Below are 17,971 nucleotides of genomic sequence, written 5' to 3'. Positions count from 1 at the left end.
TTCCGTTAGTCGACTGTGCCCTCGGTGTACTCATAACCCGGCGCATCGGGTGCGTCCGGGTCGAACGACGGAACGCCTTCCAGCGTCTCGGCCTCGATCGCCTCAGCCTCGGGGAGGAAGGGCGCGAGCTCCGGGAGCTCGTCCAGGCCGCGCAGGCCCATCCGCTCCAGAAAGTAGTTCGTCGTCCTATACAGGATCGCACCTGTTTCGGGTTCCGCGCCCGCCTCCTCCACCAGACCCCTCTGGAGGAGCGTCCGCATCACGCCGTCACAGTTCACTCCGCGCACCATCGAGACCCGGGAACGGCTGACCGGCTGGCGGTACGAGACGACCGCGAGGGTCTCCAGGGCCGCCTGGGTGAGCCTCGCCTGCTGCCCGTCGAGGACGAAGCGCTCCACGGCCGCGGCGTACTCGGGCCGGGTGTAGAACCGCCAGCCGCCCGCCACGAGCCGCAGCTCGAAGCCCCGCTTCTGCACGGTGTACTCGTCGGCGAGCTCCCGCAGCGCGTCCGCGACCTGCCGCCGGGGCCGGTCGACGATCTTGGCGAGGTGCTCCTCGGTGGCCGGTTCGTCGACGACCATGAGGACGGCCTCCAGGGCGGGCCGCAGCTCCAGATCGGCGACGGCGCCCGCCAGGTCTCCCGCAGGACTCTCGGCACTCGTGGGGCTCATGTGGCCTTCTCCTCACTCACCGGCTCCGGGGCGCGGTCGAACTCGTCGGTCACCGTCGGCTGCCCGTCGCCGTCCCCGCCGGTCCACCGCACCATCAGCTCGCCCAGGGCGGTCTCCTGGTCCAGCTCCACGGCCTTCTCGCGGTACAGCTCCAGGAGCGCGAGGAAGCGGGCGACGACGGTGAGGGTGTCCCCCGCGTCCTCGACGAGCACCTGGAAGCTGACCTCGCCCCGCTCCCGGAGCCGGGCCATGACGACCCCGGCCTGCTCCTGCACGGAGACCAGCGGGGCATGGATGTGGTCGACGTACACCTGGGGCTTCGCCCGTGGCTGCATCGCCTTCACGGCGAGCGCGGCGAACCCCTCGGCGCCGATGCTGATGACGACCTCGGGCAGCAGCTCGGCGTGATGGGCCTCAAGGCCGACGGTCCTCGGATAGCGCCGGGCCTCCGCCTCGAGCCGCTCGCTGAAGATGTCGGCGATCCGTTTGTACGCGCGGTACTGCAGCAGCCGTGCGAAGAGCAGGTCCCGCGCTTCGAGCAGCGCGAGATCCGCCTCGTCCTCGACCTCCGCGGAGGGCAGCAGGCGGGCCGCCTTGAGGTCGAGCAGGGTGGCGGCGACCACCAGGAACTCGGTGGTCTGATCCAGGTCCCAGTCGGGACCCATGGCGCGGATGTGCGCCATGAACTCGTCGGTCACCGTGGACAGCGCGACTTCGGTGACGTCCATCTTGTGCTTCGAGATGAGCTGAAGCAGCAGGTCGAAGGGGCCCTCGAAGTTGGCGAGCCGGACCTTGAACCGCCCGTCGTCCGGCTCGGGGGACGGCTCGGGCTCCGGGGACGGCTCGGGCTGAGGCTCCGGCTCGGGCTCCGCGGGAGCCACACCGGGGCCCCGCCCCAGGGCGCGGCGAGGGGCAGGCGGTGCGGAGTCGTCAGTCGTGGCCATCAGGCGGGAACGCTACCGCTACCGCCCGCGAAGCCGTCGTACGAGAATGCTCGCGTCCCCGCGTGACTCCAGATCGGCGAGGACGACGGCCACCGCCTCACGGACGATGCGCCCGCGGTCGACCGCGAGCCCGTGCTCGCCCCGCAGCACCAGACGCGCGTGCTCGAGGTCCATCAGCTCCTCGGCGGACACGTACACGGTGATCTTCTCGTCGTGCCGCTCGCGCCCGCTGGGCCGCCGGTTGGCGGCCCGTGCGCGCCGCCGCGCCTGTGCCGTGGAGGAGGAGTTCGCGGACCGGCCGCCGCCGCCCTGTGCGGCGGCGCCTTCCTGGCCCTGGGCGGGACGGCGCCCGTCCTTCTCGCCCTCGGCGGCCGAGCGGCTGCGGGATTCACCCGACTCCGCGTCGGCGGCGCCGTGTTCGGCGGCGTCACCGCCGTCTCCCGCCGCGGCGCCACCGTGGGTGTCACCGGCGGCGGCCTCGTCGCTCTCGCCCGCGGGCGGGGGCACCCTCGCCTCGCCGTTCGCCTGGCGTCGCGGGGAGGACGACTGCAGCGCCATCCCCCCGGTCGTACGGAACAGTTCGTCGGCCCCCGGCAGACTCACTCGGCGTGACACCGGGCGAGCACCTCCCTGGCGAGCTGGCGATAAGCGGCCGCGCCGACCGAGTTCGATGCGTACGTCGTGATCGGCTCACCGGCGACCGTGGTCTCCGGGAAGCGGACCGTGCGTCCGATCACCGTGTGGTACACGTGATCGTCGAAGGCCTCGACCACCCGCGCGAGCACCTCACGGCTGTGCACCGTGCGGGAGTCGTACATGGTGGCCAGGATGCCGTCGAGCTCCAGGTCGGGGTTGAGCCGCTCCTGGACCTTCTCGATGGTCTCCGTCAGCAGGGCCACACCGCGCAGCGCGAAGAACTCGCACTCGAGCGGCACGATCACCTTGTGAGCCGCCGTCAGGGCGTTCACGGTGAGCAGGCCGAGCGAGGGCTGACAGTCGATCACGATGTAGTCGTAGTCCTGCATCAGCGGCTTCAGCGCCCGCTGCAGCGTGGACTCGCGCGCGACCTCGCTCACCAACTGCACTTCGGCGGCCGACAGGTCGATGTTGCTGGGCAGCAGGTCCATGTTCGGGACCGCCGTCTTCAGCAGCACCTCGTCGGCCGACATGCCCCGCTCCATGAGCAGGTTGTAGACCGTCAGGTCCAGCTCCATCGGGTTCACCCCGAGGCCCACCGAGAGCGCGCCCTGCGGGTCGAAGTCGACCAGCAGGACCCGGCGTCCGTACTCCGCGAGCGCGGCACCCAGGTTGATGGTCGACGTCGTCTTGCCCACGCCGCCCTTCTGGTTGCACATCGCGATGATCTTCGCGGGACCGTGATCGGTCAGCGGACCCGGAATCGGGAAGTACGGCAGCGGGCGCCCCGTGGGACCGATGCGCTCACGGCGCTGACGGGCCGCGTCCGGGGCCAGCGTGGCCGCGTACTCGGGATCGGGCTCGTACTCGGCGTCAGGGTCGTAGAAGTGCCCCTGGGGCGTTTCCTCGTAGTCGGCGAGTTGGGTGTGGGTGGTGTTCTCGCCACTCCGGTCGCCGGCCATGGCGTTCACGTGATGGCCATCCATGCTCTGGGGTGCAGACGATGCCGACTGGGTCGACTGGGTCGGTTGCGTCGGCTGTGTCTGCTGGGGGTTCTGGCGGGCTGCGAAGGTGCGGACAGCGACGGAGCCGACAACCTCGAGCCCCACGGGTCCTTGGCCCCGCTCAGAGGTTCCTGGTTGACCACCCCCGGGAGCAAATGTCGACTCATTCACAAGTCGTCTTACCTCCTTGGTGACCAGGAAATTTCTCGATAGGTCAGCGTGGCACCATGCCGACGGTTGGCGACTCTATGGCGTGTCACCGGTCCGCAGCAACACAATCCGCCGGACCCGGCCCGATGTGTCGGCAATCGAACGCCCCCATGTCAAGGGTGCACGGCGTGTCTTCGGCACGATTCCGGGGTGTGCGAATCGGTTAAAGGGTTACGTTCAAGGCGAGTTGACCATGTCCACGGACATACGCATACGGCCGGACCCCTCTCAAGGTCCGGCCGTTGGCGTGAGATTGACGACTTTCGTTGACGAAAGCGGTCAGGTTCAGCCGAGGAGCGTCTCCAGCTCGACGTGCTCGAGACCGTGCGACTCGGCGACCTCCTTGTAAACGACCTTGCCGTCATGGGTGTTGAGGCCCAGGGCAAGGGCCTTGTCGCGGCGGAGCGCCTCGACCCAGCCGCGGTTCGCCAGCTCGACGATGTACGGCATCGTCGCGTTGGTCAGCGCGTACGTCGAGGTGTTGGGCACCGCGCCGGGCATGTTGGCGACGCAGTAGAACACCGAGTTGTGGATCGGGAAGGTCGGCTCGGCGTGCGTCGTCGGGTGCGAGTCCTCGAAGCAGCCGCCCTGGTCGATCGCGATGTCGACAAGGACACTTCCCGGCTTCATGCGCGACACGAGCTCGTTGGTGACGAGCTTGGGGGCCTTCGCACCCGGGATGAGGACGGCGCCGATGACGAGGTCGGCCTCGAGGCAGGCCTTCTCGAGCTCGAAGGCGTTGGAGACGACGGTCTGGATCTTCGTGCCGAAGATCTTGTCCGCCTCCTTGAGCTTGTTGATGTCCTTGTCGAGCAGGGTCACGTGGAAGCCCATGCCGATGGCGATCTGCATGGCGTTCCAGCCGGAGACGCCGCCGCCGATGACGACGGCCTTGCCGGCCGCGACACCGGGGACACCGCCGGGCAGGACACCGCGGCCACCGTTGGCGGCCATCAGGTGGTAGGCGCCGACCTGCGGGGCCAGGCGGCCCGCGACCTCGGACATCGGGGCGAGCAGCGGGAGCGCACGGTTGGCGGTCTCGACGGTCTCGTACGCGATGGCGGTCGTGCCGGAGTCCAGGAGCGCGTCCGTGCACTCCTTGGACGCGGCCAGGTGCAGGTAGGTGAAGAGCGTCTGGTCCTTGCGGAGGCGGTGGTACTCCTCGGCGACCGGCTCCTTGACCTTCAGGAGGAGGTCGGCGGTGGCCCAGACCTCGTCGGCGGTGTCCAGGATCCGGGCGCCCGCGGAGACGTACTCCGCGTCCGTGATCGAGGAGCCGACACCGGCGTTCCGCTCGATGACGACCTGGTGGCCGTGGCGCACCAGCTCATGCACGCCGGCGGGGGTGATGGCCACCCGGAACTCGTTGTTCTTGACCTCGCGGGGGATGCCGACCTTCACGTCGATCACGGTCCTCTTGGCTCAGGGATCTTTCGGGCAATGAACTACATACCGATACACAAGAGGGCGCATCGGAGACACCGCGGAAGTACGCGGCGGAGCCAGTCTAATGAAGGACTTCTCGCTGTCTAGCCTTTCAATGCATCAATCTTCTGCGGAAGCGCTACGGATTTCGTAGGCGGAAGCCGCTGCTCCATCTTTCGATGCAAGCCCTGTGACCTCGTCGAGCTCCCCTCCCAGCATGCGCTCGGCGGCACTGCGGTGCAGCCGGGCGGCCGCCGGGTCGCCGAGCCGGTCCAGGGTGTCGGCCAGCCTGAGCTGCAGCGCCGCCTGGAGACGTAGGTCACCGGCCTGCCGCGCCCACTCGACGGCCTCCTGGCAGGTGCGCAGCGACTCCTCGGGCCGCCCCGCGTACTCCTGGACCCGCGCCAGCTCGCTCAACGCCCGCGCCTGGCCCGCCACATCACCGGTCTTGCGGTGCCCGGTGACGGCGGAGCTCCAGTTGCGCAGCGCCTCGCCGTAGCGGCCCGCATAGGTGTGCGCCGTCGCGATACGGCCGTAGAGGCGGGCGGCGTCGGTGCGCTCGTCGCGCGCGAGCCGATGGGCGAGGGCGCGCCCGAACCAGTCCGAGGCCCGCGACCAGTCCCCCAGCTCCTGGTAGGCGCCACCTACGGATTCCATCGCCCGACCGGTCGCGTACGGATCATTTGCTTCCCGTCCGGCATCCAGAGCAAGCCGATAGCGCACCAGCGCCTCCTGCGTGCGCCCCGTCCGCGCGTCCAGATCCGCGAGATTCAGGAGGGCAGCCGCCTTTTCGCGGGGCAGATTCCGGCGCTCGGCGACATCAAGGACAAGACGGTGGATTCCATACAGCTCCGGAGCCGCCTCCTCCGTGCCCCGGTGGGCGACCAGGGCCCGCGTCAGGGCCGCCATCAGGCGTCGCGCGAGGGTGTCGAGCTCCCCGTCGGCGACCGCGAGCCGTGCGGCGGCCAGCAGGGCGGGCTGCCGGATACGCAGCCACTCCGAGGCCGCGGCGGGGCTGGGGAACCGCAGGGCTCGCGGCAGGCCCGCGAGCTTCTTGCGGGCCCCGGAGCCGTCCGGCTCCGTGATCGCCCGGCAGGACTGGAGGAGGCGCACGGTCCGCTCCAGCATCCTGGCCCGCGCGAGCTGCACCTCGGCGGCCCGGTCCTGGTTCTCGGTGCGCGCACGCAGCAGCGGCACCAGACAGGCGGGCAGCTCGTACTGCGGAAGCGGTGAATCCACGGCCCTGACCAGGCCGAGCTTCACGAAGTCGTCCAGGGTCGTGCGGGCCGCGGAGACCGAGCAGCCGGCGAGCGCGGACGCGGTGTGCGGGTCGACGTGACCGGCCGGGGCGAGGGAGAGGTAACGCAGTATCCGCGCGGCCGCCCCGGGCAGCGAGGCGTACGAGAGCTGGAACATGCGGGAGAGCGCGCCGGGCGCCGATTCGTCCTCGGGCCGGTCGTGCACCTGCTTGGCCAGGTCGGCGACGGCCGCCTTGGGCCGCCCGGAGAGCCAGCCGCCGGCCAGGACGAGCGCGGCGGGGTGCGCGGCGCACGCCTCGACCAGGCTCTCCGCGGACCGCGGGTCGACCGTGATGCGCACCGGGCCCGCCGCACGGGAGAGCAGTTCGACGCCCGCCGCGGTGTCCAGGCCGCCCAGCGTGCACGGCCGCACGTCCGGGATCCCGGTGAGCGGGCCCTGGGACACGGCGACGACCAGGCACTCGGGCGCGTCCGGGAGCAGCGGGTCGACCTGCTCGGCGTCCGCGGCCCCGTCCAGGAGGAGCAGGGCCCGGCGTCCGGAGAGGGCCTCGCGGAGCACTTCGGCGAGCTCGTCCTCGTCGGCTCCCGCCGGTGCGGGCACCTCGAGGGCGTCCAGGAGTTCGCGGGCGGTGCGTTCCGTGGGCACGCGCGTGCCGTCGGGTTCCGTGAGCTGGGCGCGCAGCACTCCGTCGGGGTAGGTGTCGGCGACCTGCCGGGCGAGTTCCTCGGCTAGTGCGGTGCGGCCTGATCCGGGGCGGCCCGCGATGAGGAGCACCCGGGCCCGTGGCGCCTTGCGGCCCGAGATGGTGTCGAGCCCCGCGCGGTCGATGTCGGCCCGGAGCTCTTTCAACTCCCTGCGACGGCCGACGAACCGACCGCCCTCGGAAGTCTGGGCCGGAGCGGGCCGCGGCACCGCGCCGCCCGCCGCCGAACCGTCCGTGTCGACCGCCTGATCCGTCACGGGCCATGCTCCGTCCGCCTGCGCGCGAACCCGCCGGGACTCCGGTCGGGACGCTTCCAGAGCCTAGTTCAGGCCGTGGCGCCTCCTCCGGCGAGCGGCGCGCACAAGTCCCCCGATCGGATCAACAGATCGTCACACCGGAGAGCTCTGATGGCCCCTCAGGCCCCTCAGGCCTCGAAGGGGCGCGCCGGCCAGGGCGCGTCGGCGGGGCGCAGCGCGTCGACGCCGTCACCCGCCAGTGCGGCGGTCAGCGAAAGGGCGCCCACGACGAGGCAGTTGTTGTGCAGCTCTCCGGCGAGCACGCCGCGTACGAGCTCGTCGAGCGGTACGCGCGCCAGCTCCATGTCGGACTCCTCCTCGGAGACCTCGAAGCGCTCGCCGTCGGCCTCGGACAGATCGCGTGCCAGGAAGATCCGCACGGCCTCGTCGCAGCCGCCGGGCGTGGTGTAGACGTCGGTCAGGACGCGCCAGTCCTCGGCCTTGACGTGCGCCTCTTCGTAGAGCTCGCGCTGGGCCGCGTGCAGGGGGTTCTCACCGGGGACATCGAGCAGCCCGGCCGGGATCTCCCAGAGCTTGTGGCGGACGGGGTGGCGGTACTGACGCAGGACCAGGACGCGGCCCACGTCGTCAAGGGCGACCACGGCGACCGACCCGGGGTGCACCTGGTAGTCACGGGTGACGACCGTGCCGTCGGGCATGACCACGTCGTCCGTACGGACGGAGGTCTTGTTCCCCACGAAGGGCGTGCGGGTCTCCGTGACCTGCCACTCCTCGGCGGTGTCCTTGATCGTCATGTCGCCCTGTCCTCCCACACGTGCAAACAGAAACCGGGGCACGCGCCCCATAAGGCTCGTACCCCGGCAACCGTATCGCTCTTGTGTTACTTACCCGTCTGGCGCTCCACCGCGGCCTTCACCAGGCCCGCGAAGAGCGGGTGCGGGCGGGTCGGGCGCGAGCGCAGTTCCGGGTGCGCCTGGGTGGCGACCAGGTAGGGGTGGACCTCGCGCGGGTACTCGACGTACTCGACGAGCTTGCCGTCCGGGGACGTGCCGGAGAAGAGGATGCCGGCCTTCTTCTCGAGCTCGGCGCGGTAGGCGTTGTTCACCTCGTAGCGGTGACGGTGGCGCTCCTCGACGTACTCCTTGCCGTCGTACACCTCGCGCGCGATGGAGCCCTCGGCGAGCTTCGCCGGGTACATGCCCAGCCGCATCGTGCCGCCCATGTCGCCCTCACCGGCGACGATGTCCAGCTGCTCGGCCATGGTCGAGATGACCGGGTGGCCGGTGGCGGAGTCGAACTCCGTGGAGTTGGCGTCGGGGATGTCCGCGAGGTTGCGGGCGGCCTCGATCACGATGCACTGCAGGCCGAGGCAGAGGCCCAGCAGCGGGATCTTGTTCTCGCGGGCGAAGGTGATCGCGCCGACCTTGCCGGTCACGCCGCGGTCGCCGAAGCCGCCGGGGATGCAGATGCCGTCGACGTCGGCGAGCTGCTTGGCGGCGCCGGCCGCGGTCTTGCAGTCGTCCGACGTGACCCACTTGACCTTGACGCGGGCGCGGTTGGCGAAGCCGCCGGCGCGCAGCGCCTCGGTCACCGAGAGGTAGGCGTCGGGCAGGTCGATGTACTTGCCGACCAGCGCGATGGTGACCTCGTGGTTCGGGTTGTGCACCCGGTCCAGGAGGTCCTCCCACTGGGTCCAGTTCACGTCGCGGAACGGCAGGTCCAGCTTGCGCACCACGTAGGCGTCGAGGCCCTCGGTGTGCAGGACCTTCGGGATGTCGTAGATCGACTTGGCGTCGACACAGGCGACGACCGCGTCCTCGTCGACGTCGCACATCAGCGAGATCTTGCGCTTGATGGCGGTCGGCACGTCGCGGTCGGCGCGCAGCACGATGGCGTCGGGCTGGATGCCGATGTTGCGCAGGGCCGCGACGGAGTGCTGGGTCGGCTTGGTCTTCAGCTCACCGGACGGGCCGATGTAGGGCAGCAGCGAGATGTGCACGACGAAGACGTTGTCGCGGCCGACCTCGTGGCGGACCTGGCGGACCGTCTCCAGGAACGGCAGCGACTCGATGTCGCCGACCGTGCCGCCGACCTCCGTGATGACCACGTCGACGTCGTCGGTGGCCATGCGGCGGATGCGGTGCTTGATCTCGTTGGTGATGTGCGGGATGACCTGCACGGTGTCGCCGAGGTACTCGCCGCGCCGCTCCTTGGCGATGACCTGCGAGTAGACCTGGCCGGTGGTGACGTTGGCCGAGCCGTCGAGGTCGACGTCGAGGAAGCGCTCGTAGTGACCGATGTCCAGGTCGGTCTCGGCGCCGTCGTTCGTGACGAACACCTCACCGTGCTGGAAGGGGTTCATCGTGCCGGGGTCGACGTTCAGGTACGGGTCGAGCTTCTGCATGGTGACCCGAAGACCCCTGGCCTTGAGCAGCGCGCCGAGACTGGAGGCCGTCAGCCCCTTCCCGAGGGAGGACGCGACACCCCCGGTGACGAAGATGTGCTTGGTCGTCGTGGCTGTGCTGTTTCGAAAAGCAGCGGGCTGCATGGCCAAGAGGGGGCTCCCGTGGTCGCGGTCTGGAGGGTGCGTACCGGCGTCGTCCTCAGGTGGTTCTGGAGGAGGTGCCGTCGCTGCGGTTCGGGGGTTCAATGACCACCGGCTCACGGGCTACCAGGGTATCAGCGACCGGGGGAGGCTGCTTCCGGCCACGCTCGGGCACTCCGGTCACACCTCCCTCACCTGGCGCTCACCCGTTCGACGCAGGCTCGTTGCCGGGAGCGGCGCGCAGATCACCTGGGTGCGTCGTATCCTGCTCGGACACTCGCTGCCGAGCCGGACCGATCAACGGCAATCATCCCCGTCCGTTCACCCGGAACAAGAGGCTCGTGCAGTTCGTTTTACAGCGAACCCTTGACCGTAGAGCGAGCGCCCCGAGAGGGCGACGTGGCCGTTTGACTGGAGATGCACGTGGCCGGGCGCATCGAGGATTACGCACTCATCGGAGACATGCAGACCGCTGCCCTGGTCTGCCGGGACGGCACAGTCGACTGGCTGTGCCTGCCCCGCTTCGACTCTCACGCCATCTTCGCCGGATTGCTCGGCACGGAGGAGCACGGATTCTGGCGTCTCGGGCCCGCTCACAGCCCCGACGCACCACCGCCGACCGCCGCGCGGCGCACCTACCGCGGCGACTCGCTGATCCTGGAATCCGAGTGGGACACCCCGCGCGGCACGGTCCGCGTGACGGATTTCATGCCGCCGCGCGACACCGACGCCCCGCAGCTCGTGCGGATCGTCGAGGGCGTCAGCGGCCGGGTGCCGATGCGCTCCGCCCTGCGGATGCGTTTCAGTTACGGCCGTGTGGTGCCCTGGGTGCACAAGGTCGACGGACGCACGGTGGCCGTCGCGGGGCCCGACTCGGTGTGGCTCGACACGTCGGCCGAGACCTTCGGCAAGGACCTCACGACGTACTCGGACTTCACGGTCGCGCCCGGTGACCGGATCGCGTTCACCATCTCGTGGCAGCCCTCCCACAAGGGGCCGCCCGCGCCCGCCGAGCCCGAGAACGCCCTCGTGGCCACGCAGGACTTCTGGCGCGAGTGGGTGGATCACTGCACGTACCACGGCCCGTACCGCGAGGCCGTGGTCCGCTCGCTGATCACGCTGAAGGCCCTCACGTACGCCCCCACGGGCGGCATCGTCGCGGCGCCCACGACATCGCTGCCGGAGGACGTGGGCGGCTCCCGCAACTGGGACTACCGCTACACGTGGCTGCGTGACGCCGCCATCACCCTCTCCTCGCTGCTGCGCACCGGGTACCGCGAGGAGGCCCGCGCCTGGCGCGAGTGGCTGCTGCGTGCGGTGGCCGGCGACCCCGAGAACCTGCAGATCATGTACGGCATCGCGGGCGAGCGTGAGCTCGGCGAGGCGGAGCTCGACTGGCTGCCGGGGTACGAGGGCTCGACCCCGGTGCGGGCGGGCAACGGCGCCGCGCACCAGCTCCAGCTCGACGTGTACGGCGAGGTCACCGAGGCGCTGCACCTGGCGCACATGACGGGCCTGGCCCGCAGTGACTACGCCTCGCTGCTCCAGCTCAAGCTGATCCGGTACCTGGAGACGAACTGGGACCAGCCGGACGAGGGCATCTGGGAGGTGCGCGGCCCGCGCCGCCACTTCGTGCACTCCAAGGTGATGGTCTGGGTCGCCGTCGACCGCACGATCAAGCTCATCGAGTCCGGCGACGCCGACGGCCCCCTGGAGAAGTGGCGCGAGCTGCGCGACGACATCCACCGGGACGTCTGCGAGAAGGGCTACGACAAGGAGCGGAACACGTTCACGCAGTCGTACGGCTCCAAGGAGCTGGACGCCTCGCTGCTGCTCATCCCGCAGATGGGGTTCCTGCCGCCGGACGACAAGCGCGTGATCGGCACGATCGAGGCGATCCAGCGGGAGCTCTCGACGTCGGACGGCTTCATCCTGCGCTACCCCACGACCGGCGACGACGCGGGCGTGGACGGCCTGGAGGGTGACGAGGGCGCCTTCCTGGCCTGCTCGTTCTGGATGGCGGACGACCTGGCGATGATCGGCCGGGTGGACGAGGCCCGCAAGCTCTTCGAGAAGCTGCTCGCGCTCCGCAACGACCTGGGGCTCCTCGCGGAGGAGTGGGATCCGCGGCTGCAGCGCCAGGTCGGCAACTTCCCGCAGGCGTTCAGTCACGTGCCGCTGATCGACACGGCACTGCGGCTGACCGCGAGCGGGGCGTACGGCGGCTAGCGAGGCCCTTCAGGTCCGGACGGCGACGGGATTTCCCGTCGCCGTCCGTTTTCCGTTCCGGGGCGACCGGTTGCCGGGACATGAGCGGAACAGATCACTCCCGTAACCGGTCGGAGATGTTCCCGGAGCGAATGCGCAGGTAGCGTCCGCTCCATGGAAAGTCAGGGCACGCAGGGCACCCAGGGCGGCATCACCGTGCAGCGTGCCCTGGAACTTCCGGGGCTGCGCGGTGGCCTCCCCGAGGTGGTCGCGGGCGCCGAACGGCTGCAGCGCACGGTGCGGTGGGTGCACGCGGGCGAAGTGCCGAACATCGCCTCGCTCCTCAAGGGCGGCGAGTTGCTCCTGACCACGGGCCTCGGCCTGGGCGCACGCCCCGCCGAGCAGCGCGTCTTCGTGCGCAAGCTCGCCGAGCGCGGCATCGCGGCCCTCGTCGTCGAGCTGGGCCCGCGCTTCACGCGCCTCCCCGCGGCGATAGTGGAGACGGCGCGCGCCGCGGGTCTTCCGCTCGTGCAGCTGCACCGCGAGGTGCCCTTCGTGACGGTCACCGAAGAGGTCCACACCGAGATCGTCAACGGCCACTACGCGCTGCTCCAGCGGGCCGAAGAGGTCCACCGGCGCTGCACGGAGGCGCTGCTCGGCGGGGGCGGCGTACCCCAGGTCCTGAACGTCCTGGCGGACTTCAGCGGCAACCCGGTGTTCCTGGAGACGGCGGACGGGCAGCTCCTGTACGCCGCCGGGGCGGGCACGGAGTGCGCCGATCCGCTCCAGGTGTGGGAGGGGCTGCGGGGCCAGCACAAGGACGGGCCGCCCGCGGGCGCACTGCTCGTCGACGTGCCCGGCGGCGGTCCCGGCTCGGGTTCGGTACGCGCCCGCCTGGTGCTGCTCGCCGTGGAGTCCGCGCTGCTTCCGGTGCACCGGATCGCGGCGGAGCGGGCCGCGGGCTCGCTCGCGGTGGTCCTGATGCAGGCGCGCCAGGAGGAGGAGCTCGCCGCGCGCGGCCGGGGCGACTTCCTGACCGATCTTGCGGAGGGGCGGATCCAGGCCGACGACGCGCCCGCCCAGGCGCGGGTGCTCGGCTTCAAGCCCGGCGAGAGCCCGCTGCTCCCGGTGGTGATGCGGCTCGCGGACGGTCTGCCGCCCGGGGGCGGCTGGGCCGTGCTCGCGCGTGCGGTGGCGGAGGAGCTCGCCGCGGTGGGGGTGCCGGTGCTGCTCGGCGTACGTCCGGTCGAGGGGCGTGTTCCGCTGCTGCTCGGCCTGCGCTCGGAGTCCGAACGCACGGCGGTGGCCGACCGGGTCGCCGCCGCGCTGCGGGCAGGCGTGGAGCGGGCGGGGATGCAGCGGGCCGGGGCGTTGCCGCCGGTCGTGGTGGTCGGGGTGGCGGGCGGCTGGGCGGCGGCCTCGGCGGGGCTGCGGCACGCGGCGGAGACGGCGACGGCCGCGCAGGGCCTCTCGGACCGCCCCTGGTACGACGCGCGGCGCCTGGACATCGACCTGCTGCTGTGGCGCCTGCACAACTACGACGACTCGGCGCTCGCGGCGTTCGTGGACCGCGCGATCGGCCCGCTGCGGGCCCATGACCGGCGCTCCAAGCCCCCGCTGCTGCCCACTCTGCAGACGTACCTGGCGCATGCGGGACGCAAGGCGGAGACGGCGCGCGAACTGCACCTGAACCGGCAGACGCTCTACAACCGCCTCGCCCGGATCAGCGAACTCCTGGGCACGGACCTGGACGACCCGCAGACGGTGCTCGCGCTGAGCCTGGCACTGCGGGCCCGGAGGCATGTGGCGTAGCGCGTGGGCCCTGGGCCTGGGGTCCTAGGTGGCGAAGGGCTGCGTCAACTCGTCGTAGACGCTGAGGACTTGGGTGACCGTCTCGTCCTCGGTCGGCCATGTCGCCGCCTGCGCCGTGCCCTTGTCCTTGAGCCGCTCCCTGAGCGCGGGGTCGGCGAGGAGCCGTGCGACGGCGGTGGCCAGGGCCTCGGCGTCACCGTACGGGACGAGCGCGGCGGCGTCACCGACCAGTTCGGGGATGCCGCCGACCGCGGTCGCGACGAGCGGCACGCGCGCGTGCAGAGCTTCCTGGGCGAGCACGGAGCGGGACTCCCAGCTGCTGGGCAGCACCACGAGATCGGCCGCCGCGAGCATCTCGGGCACGTCGTCACGCCGCCCGACGAGCCGGACCGGAAGGCGTTCACTCTCGATACGGCGCTGCAGGGCGGCGCGCTCGGGCCCTTCGCCCGCGATGACGACGAGCGGCAGGGGGTCGAGGTGGCGCCAGGCGCGCGCGGCCTCCAGGAGGACGTCGTGGCCCCGCTGCCGTTCGAGCGTGCCGACCGTGACGATCAGCGGCCGTCCGACGGCGCCGAGTTCGGCCAGGGCCTTGTGGCGCAGCCCTTCGGCGTCCTCGACCGCCCCTGCCGTCCCGGCCGCCGCGCGCGGCGCGGGGAACGTGACGGGGGCGAGACGGGCGTCCCGTGCGCCCCTGCTGCGGGCACGGTCCACGAGGTCGGACGAGGTGCCGAGGACCACGGCGGCGGCCTTGGCGACGCGTCGCTCCAGGAGGTGCAGGAGCCGGGCGCGGGCGCCTTCCGCGTGCGCGCGCGTGTGCCAGGTGACGACGAGGGGGATGCGGCGTCCGGTGAGCGCGAGGACGGCGCGGAGCGCGGCATGCAGTCCGTGCGCGTGCACGAGGTCGGCGTCCACGCAGGCCATCCGGAGGGCGGCGACGGATGCGGGGTCGCTGCTGCGGGCCACGTGTACGTGCCGGGCGCCGGTGCCCGTCAGGTCGTAGGCGCCGGCCGCCTCGGAAGGGGCGCACACCGTGACCCGCACGCCGCGCGCCGCGAGGCCCGCGGCGAGCGACCTGACGTGGGCACTGCTGCCCGCGCTGCCACCGCCCAGCACTTGCACGGTGTGCAGCGGGATCTGACCGTGCGGTGAGTGGCTGCTCACGTGGCTCACGTAGCCGGGGCTCCTGGGTCGGCGTCGGGGGGCTGCGCCAAGGATGCCAGTCCGTACGGACGTTCCGGCACCGCCGAAAGGCCTCTTCCGTGTCGGGGCGGGCAACTCCCTGACGCGGATCACCCACACGGGTGAGGACAACGGGGATTCAGCACCGAGGAGGACCTACGGCCCCCGCATCTTCGCAGCGCCCACCCCCCAAGCGAAAGCCTTTCAGAACCTCGGCGCGGCAGGCCGCTGGCCAGACGGAGGCTTTGGCTGTGCGGCGCTTTGGCTGTGCAAGGCCCTGGCCGGGCAGAGCCCCGGCTGGGCAGGACCTTGGCATGGCGCACCCCGGCCGGGCAATGCTCCGGCGTGGCTCGACCAAGACTCCAAGCTGCCTGGCTCTGGGCCCTGCTGATCTTCTTCCCTCACACGGCAGCTGCCACCAGGGCCGCCGCATGGGCGGTGAGGCTCGCACAGCCGTGCCGTTCCCGAGCTCCGGCCAGGCATGCCCCCGCCCCCCCCTAGCCCCGACTCCCCGCCACCGCGCTCACCCTCTCCCCGCACACAGCAGCCGCAACCAGGGCCGCCGCGTGGGCGGTGAGGCCCAGGCGGGCGTTGCCTGCGACGATGGCGGTGCCCAGGGCCGCGCCCAAGGCGTGGGCGCCCGCATCGCCGATCATGGCGCGCTCCCCGATGTCGTCCGGCAGCACGGCCACCGCGGCCCCCACGGAGGCGGCGGCGAGGACCCCGGCGGTGCCTCGGCGCAGCAGCCCCGGTGCTCCCAGCCCGACCACCGCTCCGGCGGCCCTTCCCGGCCGTACGTCCACGAGGTTGACGAAGTGGGCGGTGCCCGCGATCACGACGCCCGCAAGGAGCTTGTCCACCGGCCGCTCCTTGAGCAGCGCACCCGCGGCGAGCCCCGCCGCGGAGACCCCGAACAACTTCACGGCCCCACTGGTCACTTCGCCGTCCCGCAGCGCGCCCAGGTGCGCACGGAAGCCACGGCGCGGATCGCCCTCCCCCGCCGTGTCGTCGTACGCCCCGCAGGCCCCCGCCGCGAGCACGGCGAGCGCGGCGGCGGCCCGGGTCCTGGCGGGCAGCGCCACGGCTCCGGACGCCGCACCGATGGCGGCGGCGGGCCCGGCGTACAACTCCACCGCCCGCCCCGCGTAGTTCTTCCGCTGCCAGCGGTCGGGACCGCCTGGGGCGCGTGAGCGCAGCAGGGTGGTGGCCGCGCGGGTGACGGCGGCGGAGGCGAGGAGGGCCGTGAGGCGCCGGGCGGGCTTGCGGTCGATCATGCGGCCCAGCCTAGGGCCGGGCGCGCACCCGGCCCCCGTCCCCCCTAGCCGTCCCCGCGGGCCGTCGCCAGCAGCTCCTCGGCATGCGCCCGCGCGGTCTCCGAGTCCTCCTGGCCCGCCAGCATCCGGGACAGCTCCCGTACCCGGTCCTCGCCCTCGAGGACCAGCACGCCGGAGCGCGTGACGCTCCCGTCGTTCGTCTTCTCGACCAGCAGCTGCCGGTCGGCGAAGGCCGCCACCTGGGGCAGATGCGTCACGACCACGACCTGCGCGGACTTGGCGAGGCGGGCGAGCCTGCGGCCGATCTCGACCGCGGCCTTGCCGCCGACACCGGCGTCGACCTCGTCGAAGAGGTACGTCGGCACGGGATCCGTGCCCGCGAAGACGACCTCCACGGCGAGCATCACGCGCGACAGCTCACCGCCGGACGCGCCCTTGGCGATCGGCCGCGGCGGAGCGCCCGGATGCGGGGCGAGGAGGAGTTCCACCTCGTCGACGCCCGCAGGGCCGTACGCGACGACGCGTCCGCCGACCGGCACGCCGTCCGCGCCCTCCGGCACCTCCGTGCTGGTGATGTCGATCGTCACGCGCGCGTGCGGCATCGCCAGCGAGGCCAGCTCCGCGGTGACGGCCGCCGCGAACCGCGACGCCGCCTCCATCCGGGCATCGGTCAACGCCTGCGCGAGCCCCGCGAGTTCGCTCCGCAGGGCGTCCCGCTCGGCGGTCAGTTCCTCCAGGCGGTCGTCGTCGCCCTCGAGTTCGGTGAGCCGCGCGGCCCCTTCCTGGGCCCAGGCCAGCACGGAGTCGATGTCGGAGCCGTACTTCCGCGTCAGCTGGGTGAGCGCGGCACGCCGTTCCTCCACCGCCGCGAGGCGCAGGGGATCGGCGTCGAGGTCGTCCGCGTACCCCGCGAGCTCACCCGCCACATCGCCCAGCAGAATCCCGATCTCGCCGATCCGCTCGGCAAGGGCGGCCAGCGCGGGGTCGTGCGAACGGACCGCCTCAAGAGCCCGGTGGGCGCCCGCCACCAGCGTCGCGGCGTCGACGCCCTCCGGGTCCTCGGGGATGCCCGCGAGCGCGGAGTGCGCGGCCGTGGCGGCGGAGGCGAGCGCCTCCGCGTGACCGAGCCGCTCGGCCTCGGCGGCCAGTTCGGTGTCCTCGCCCTCGCGCGGCTCCACGCCCGCGACCTCGTCGAGGCCGAAGCGCAGCAGATCGGCCTCCTGGGCCCGCTCACGCGCACGCGTGGTGATCTCGTCGACCTCGGTCGTCACGGCCCGCAGCCTGCGGTACGCGGCCGTGTACTTGGCCAGCGGCACGGTGACCGCGTCGCCCGCGTACCGGTCGAGGGCCCCGCGCTGCCTGGCCGGTTTGAGCAGGCCCTGCTGGTCCGTCTGGCCGTGCACCGCGACGAGGTCGTCGGCGAGTTCGGACAGCAGGCCCACCGGCACCGAACGGCCGCCGAGGTGCGCACGGGAGCGTCCCTCCGCCGAGACCGTACGGCTGATGAGCAGCGCTCCGTCGTCGAGTTCGGCCCCCGCTTCCTCGGCGCGCACGGCGGCCGATGTGCCCTCGGGCACCGTGATCCGGCCCTCCACCACCGCCGCCTTGGCACCGATCCGCACCAAGGCGGCATCGGCGCGACCGCCGAGCAACAGGCCAAGGCTGGTGACCACCATCGTCTTGCCCGCACCGGTCTCGCCCGTGACCGCGGTGAACCCCGGCGACAGCTCGACCACTGCGTCGTCGATGACTCCGAGCGACCGTATCCGCATCTCCTCCAACACGGACACGACCTTACGAGGTCATGGGCCAGGTGTGCGACGGCCCCTGGTCTCCTTCCACC

Annotated in this window: 13 protein-coding genes; 2 read left to right on the top strand and 11 right to left on the bottom strand. The window is 71.8% G+C overall.

The features are described 5' to 3' along the window. Nucleotides 1–5: 5 nt before the first annotated feature. The 8 genes from scpB to AB0E78_RS19525 form a co-directional block, all read right to left on the bottom strand. Nucleotides 6–671 (bottom strand): SMC-Scp complex subunit ScpB, encoded by a 666-nt coding sequence (gene scpB / locus AB0E78_RS19560; RefSeq protein ID WP_361833872.1) that lies wholly within the window; start codon nt 669–671, stop codon nt 6–8. After that, nucleotides 668–1,615: a segregation/condensation protein A gene (locus AB0E78_RS19555; RefSeq protein WP_361833870.1), complete on the bottom strand. Its 948-nt coding sequence runs from the start codon at nt 1,613–1,615 to the stop codon at nt 668–670. The genes scpB and AB0E78_RS19555 overlap by 4 nt, the downstream gene beginning before the upstream one ends. Nucleotides 1,616–1,633: 18 nt before the next feature. Then, a complete protein-coding gene (locus AB0E78_RS19550) occupies nt 1,634–2,230 on the bottom strand; it encodes a hypothetical protein (RefSeq protein ID WP_361833868.1) in 597 nt (198 codons plus the stop codon). After that, nucleotides 2,215–3,426, bottom strand: a complete 1,212-nt coding sequence (locus AB0E78_RS19545) for a ParA family protein (protein WP_361833867.1) — start codon at nt 3,424–3,426, stop codon at nt 2,215–2,217. Before AB0E78_RS19545 ends, AB0E78_RS19550 begins: the two co-directional genes overlap by 16 nt. 324 nt (nt 3,427–3,750) lie before the next feature. After that, the gene (ald, locus tag AB0E78_RS19540; RefSeq protein ID WP_361834627.1) at nt 3,751–4,866 is read right to left on the bottom strand and encodes an alanine dehydrogenase; all 1,116 of its coding nucleotides are present in this window, start codon (nt 4,864–4,866) and stop codon (nt 3,751–3,753) included. A gap of 144 nt (nt 4,867–5,010) precedes the next feature. Further along, nucleotides 5,011–7,062 (bottom strand): tetratricopeptide repeat protein, encoded by a 2,052-nt coding sequence (locus tag AB0E78_RS19535; protein WP_361834624.1) that lies wholly within the window; start codon nt 7,060–7,062, stop codon nt 5,011–5,013. Between the two features lie 215 nt (nt 7,063–7,277). Beyond that, the gene (locus AB0E78_RS19530) at nt 7,278–7,904 is read right to left on the bottom strand and encodes an NUDIX hydrolase (RefSeq protein WP_361833865.1); all 627 of its coding nucleotides are present in this window, start codon (nt 7,902–7,904) and stop codon (nt 7,278–7,280) included. 86 nt (nt 7,905–7,990) lie between these two features. Next, a complete protein-coding gene (locus tag AB0E78_RS19525; protein ID WP_361834621.1) occupies nt 7,991–9,658 on the bottom strand; it encodes a CTP synthase in 1,668 nt (555 codons plus the stop codon). 414 nt (nt 9,659–10,072) lie between these two features. On the opposite strand from AB0E78_RS19525, the gene AB0E78_RS19520 reads away from it, so the two are divergent. Continuing rightward, complete coding sequence (locus AB0E78_RS19520) at nt 10,073–11,884, top strand: glycoside hydrolase family 15 protein (RefSeq protein WP_361833863.1); 1,812 nt, start codon at nt 10,073–10,075, stop codon at nt 11,882–11,884. A gap of 153 nt (nt 11,885–12,037) precedes the next feature. Next, complete coding sequence (locus AB0E78_RS19515) at nt 12,038–13,675, top strand: PucR family transcriptional regulator (protein ID WP_361833862.1); 1,638 nt, start codon at nt 12,038–12,040, stop codon at nt 13,673–13,675. Nucleotides 13,676–13,699: 24 nt separating this feature from the next. On the opposite strand, the gene AB0E78_RS19510 is transcribed toward AB0E78_RS19515, so the two are convergent. The 3 genes from AB0E78_RS19510 to recN form a co-directional block, all read right to left on the bottom strand. Beyond that, nucleotides 13,700–14,845, bottom strand: a complete 1,146-nt coding sequence (locus AB0E78_RS19510; protein WP_361833860.1) for a glycosyltransferase family 4 protein — start codon at nt 14,843–14,845, stop codon at nt 13,700–13,702. A gap of 506 nt (nt 14,846–15,351) precedes the next feature. After that, the gene (locus AB0E78_RS19505) at nt 15,352–16,128 is read right to left on the bottom strand and encodes a hypothetical protein (RefSeq protein ID WP_361833858.1); all 777 of its coding nucleotides are present in this window, start codon (nt 16,126–16,128) and stop codon (nt 15,352–15,354) included. 44 nt (nt 16,129–16,172) lie between these two features. Beyond that, nucleotides 16,173–17,900, bottom strand: coding sequence for a DNA repair protein RecN (gene recN, locus AB0E78_RS19500; RefSeq protein ID WP_361834618.1), 1,728 nt, complete (start codon nt 17,898–17,900; stop codon nt 16,173–16,175). Nucleotides 17,901–17,971: the final 71 nt, after the last annotated feature.

The organism is Streptomyces sp. NPDC032198, assembly GCF_040636975.1.
Lineage (GTDB): Bacteria > Actinomycetota > Actinomycetes > Streptomycetales > Streptomycetaceae > Streptomyces.
This window is presented reverse-complemented; position numbering and strand designations above follow the sequence as displayed.

Bases quoted from the DNA above. Each gene is read 5' to 3' on its own strand.
- scpB (WP_361833872.1), bottom strand. From the start codon at position 671: ATGAGCCCCACGAGTGCCGAGAGTCCTGCGGGAGACCTGGCGGGCGCC.
- AB0E78_RS19555 (WP_361833870.1), bottom strand. From the start codon at position 1,615: ATGGCCACGACTGACGACTCCGCACCGCCTGCCCCTCGCCGCGCCCTG.
- AB0E78_RS19530 (WP_361833865.1), bottom strand. From the start codon at position 7,904: ATGACGATCAAGGACACCGCCGAGGAGTGGCAGGTCACGGAGACCCGC.
- AB0E78_RS19525 (WP_361834621.1), bottom strand. From the start codon at position 9,658: ATGCAGCCCGCTGCTTTTCGAAACAGCACAGCCACGACGACCAAGCAC.
- AB0E78_RS19520 (WP_361833863.1), top strand. From the start codon at position 10,073: ATGCACGTGGCCGGGCGCATCGAGGATTACGCACTCATCGGAGACATG.
- AB0E78_RS19515 (WP_361833862.1), top strand. From the start codon at position 12,038: ATGGAAAGTCAGGGCACGCAGGGCACCCAGGGCGGCATCACCGTGCAG.
- AB0E78_RS19505 (WP_361833858.1), bottom strand. From the start codon at position 16,128: ATGATCGACCGCAAGCCCGCCCGGCGCCTCACGGCCCTCCTCGCCTCC.
- recN (WP_361834618.1), bottom strand. From the start codon at position 17,900: ATGCGGATACGGTCGCTCGGAGTCATCGACGACGCAGTGGTCGAGCTG.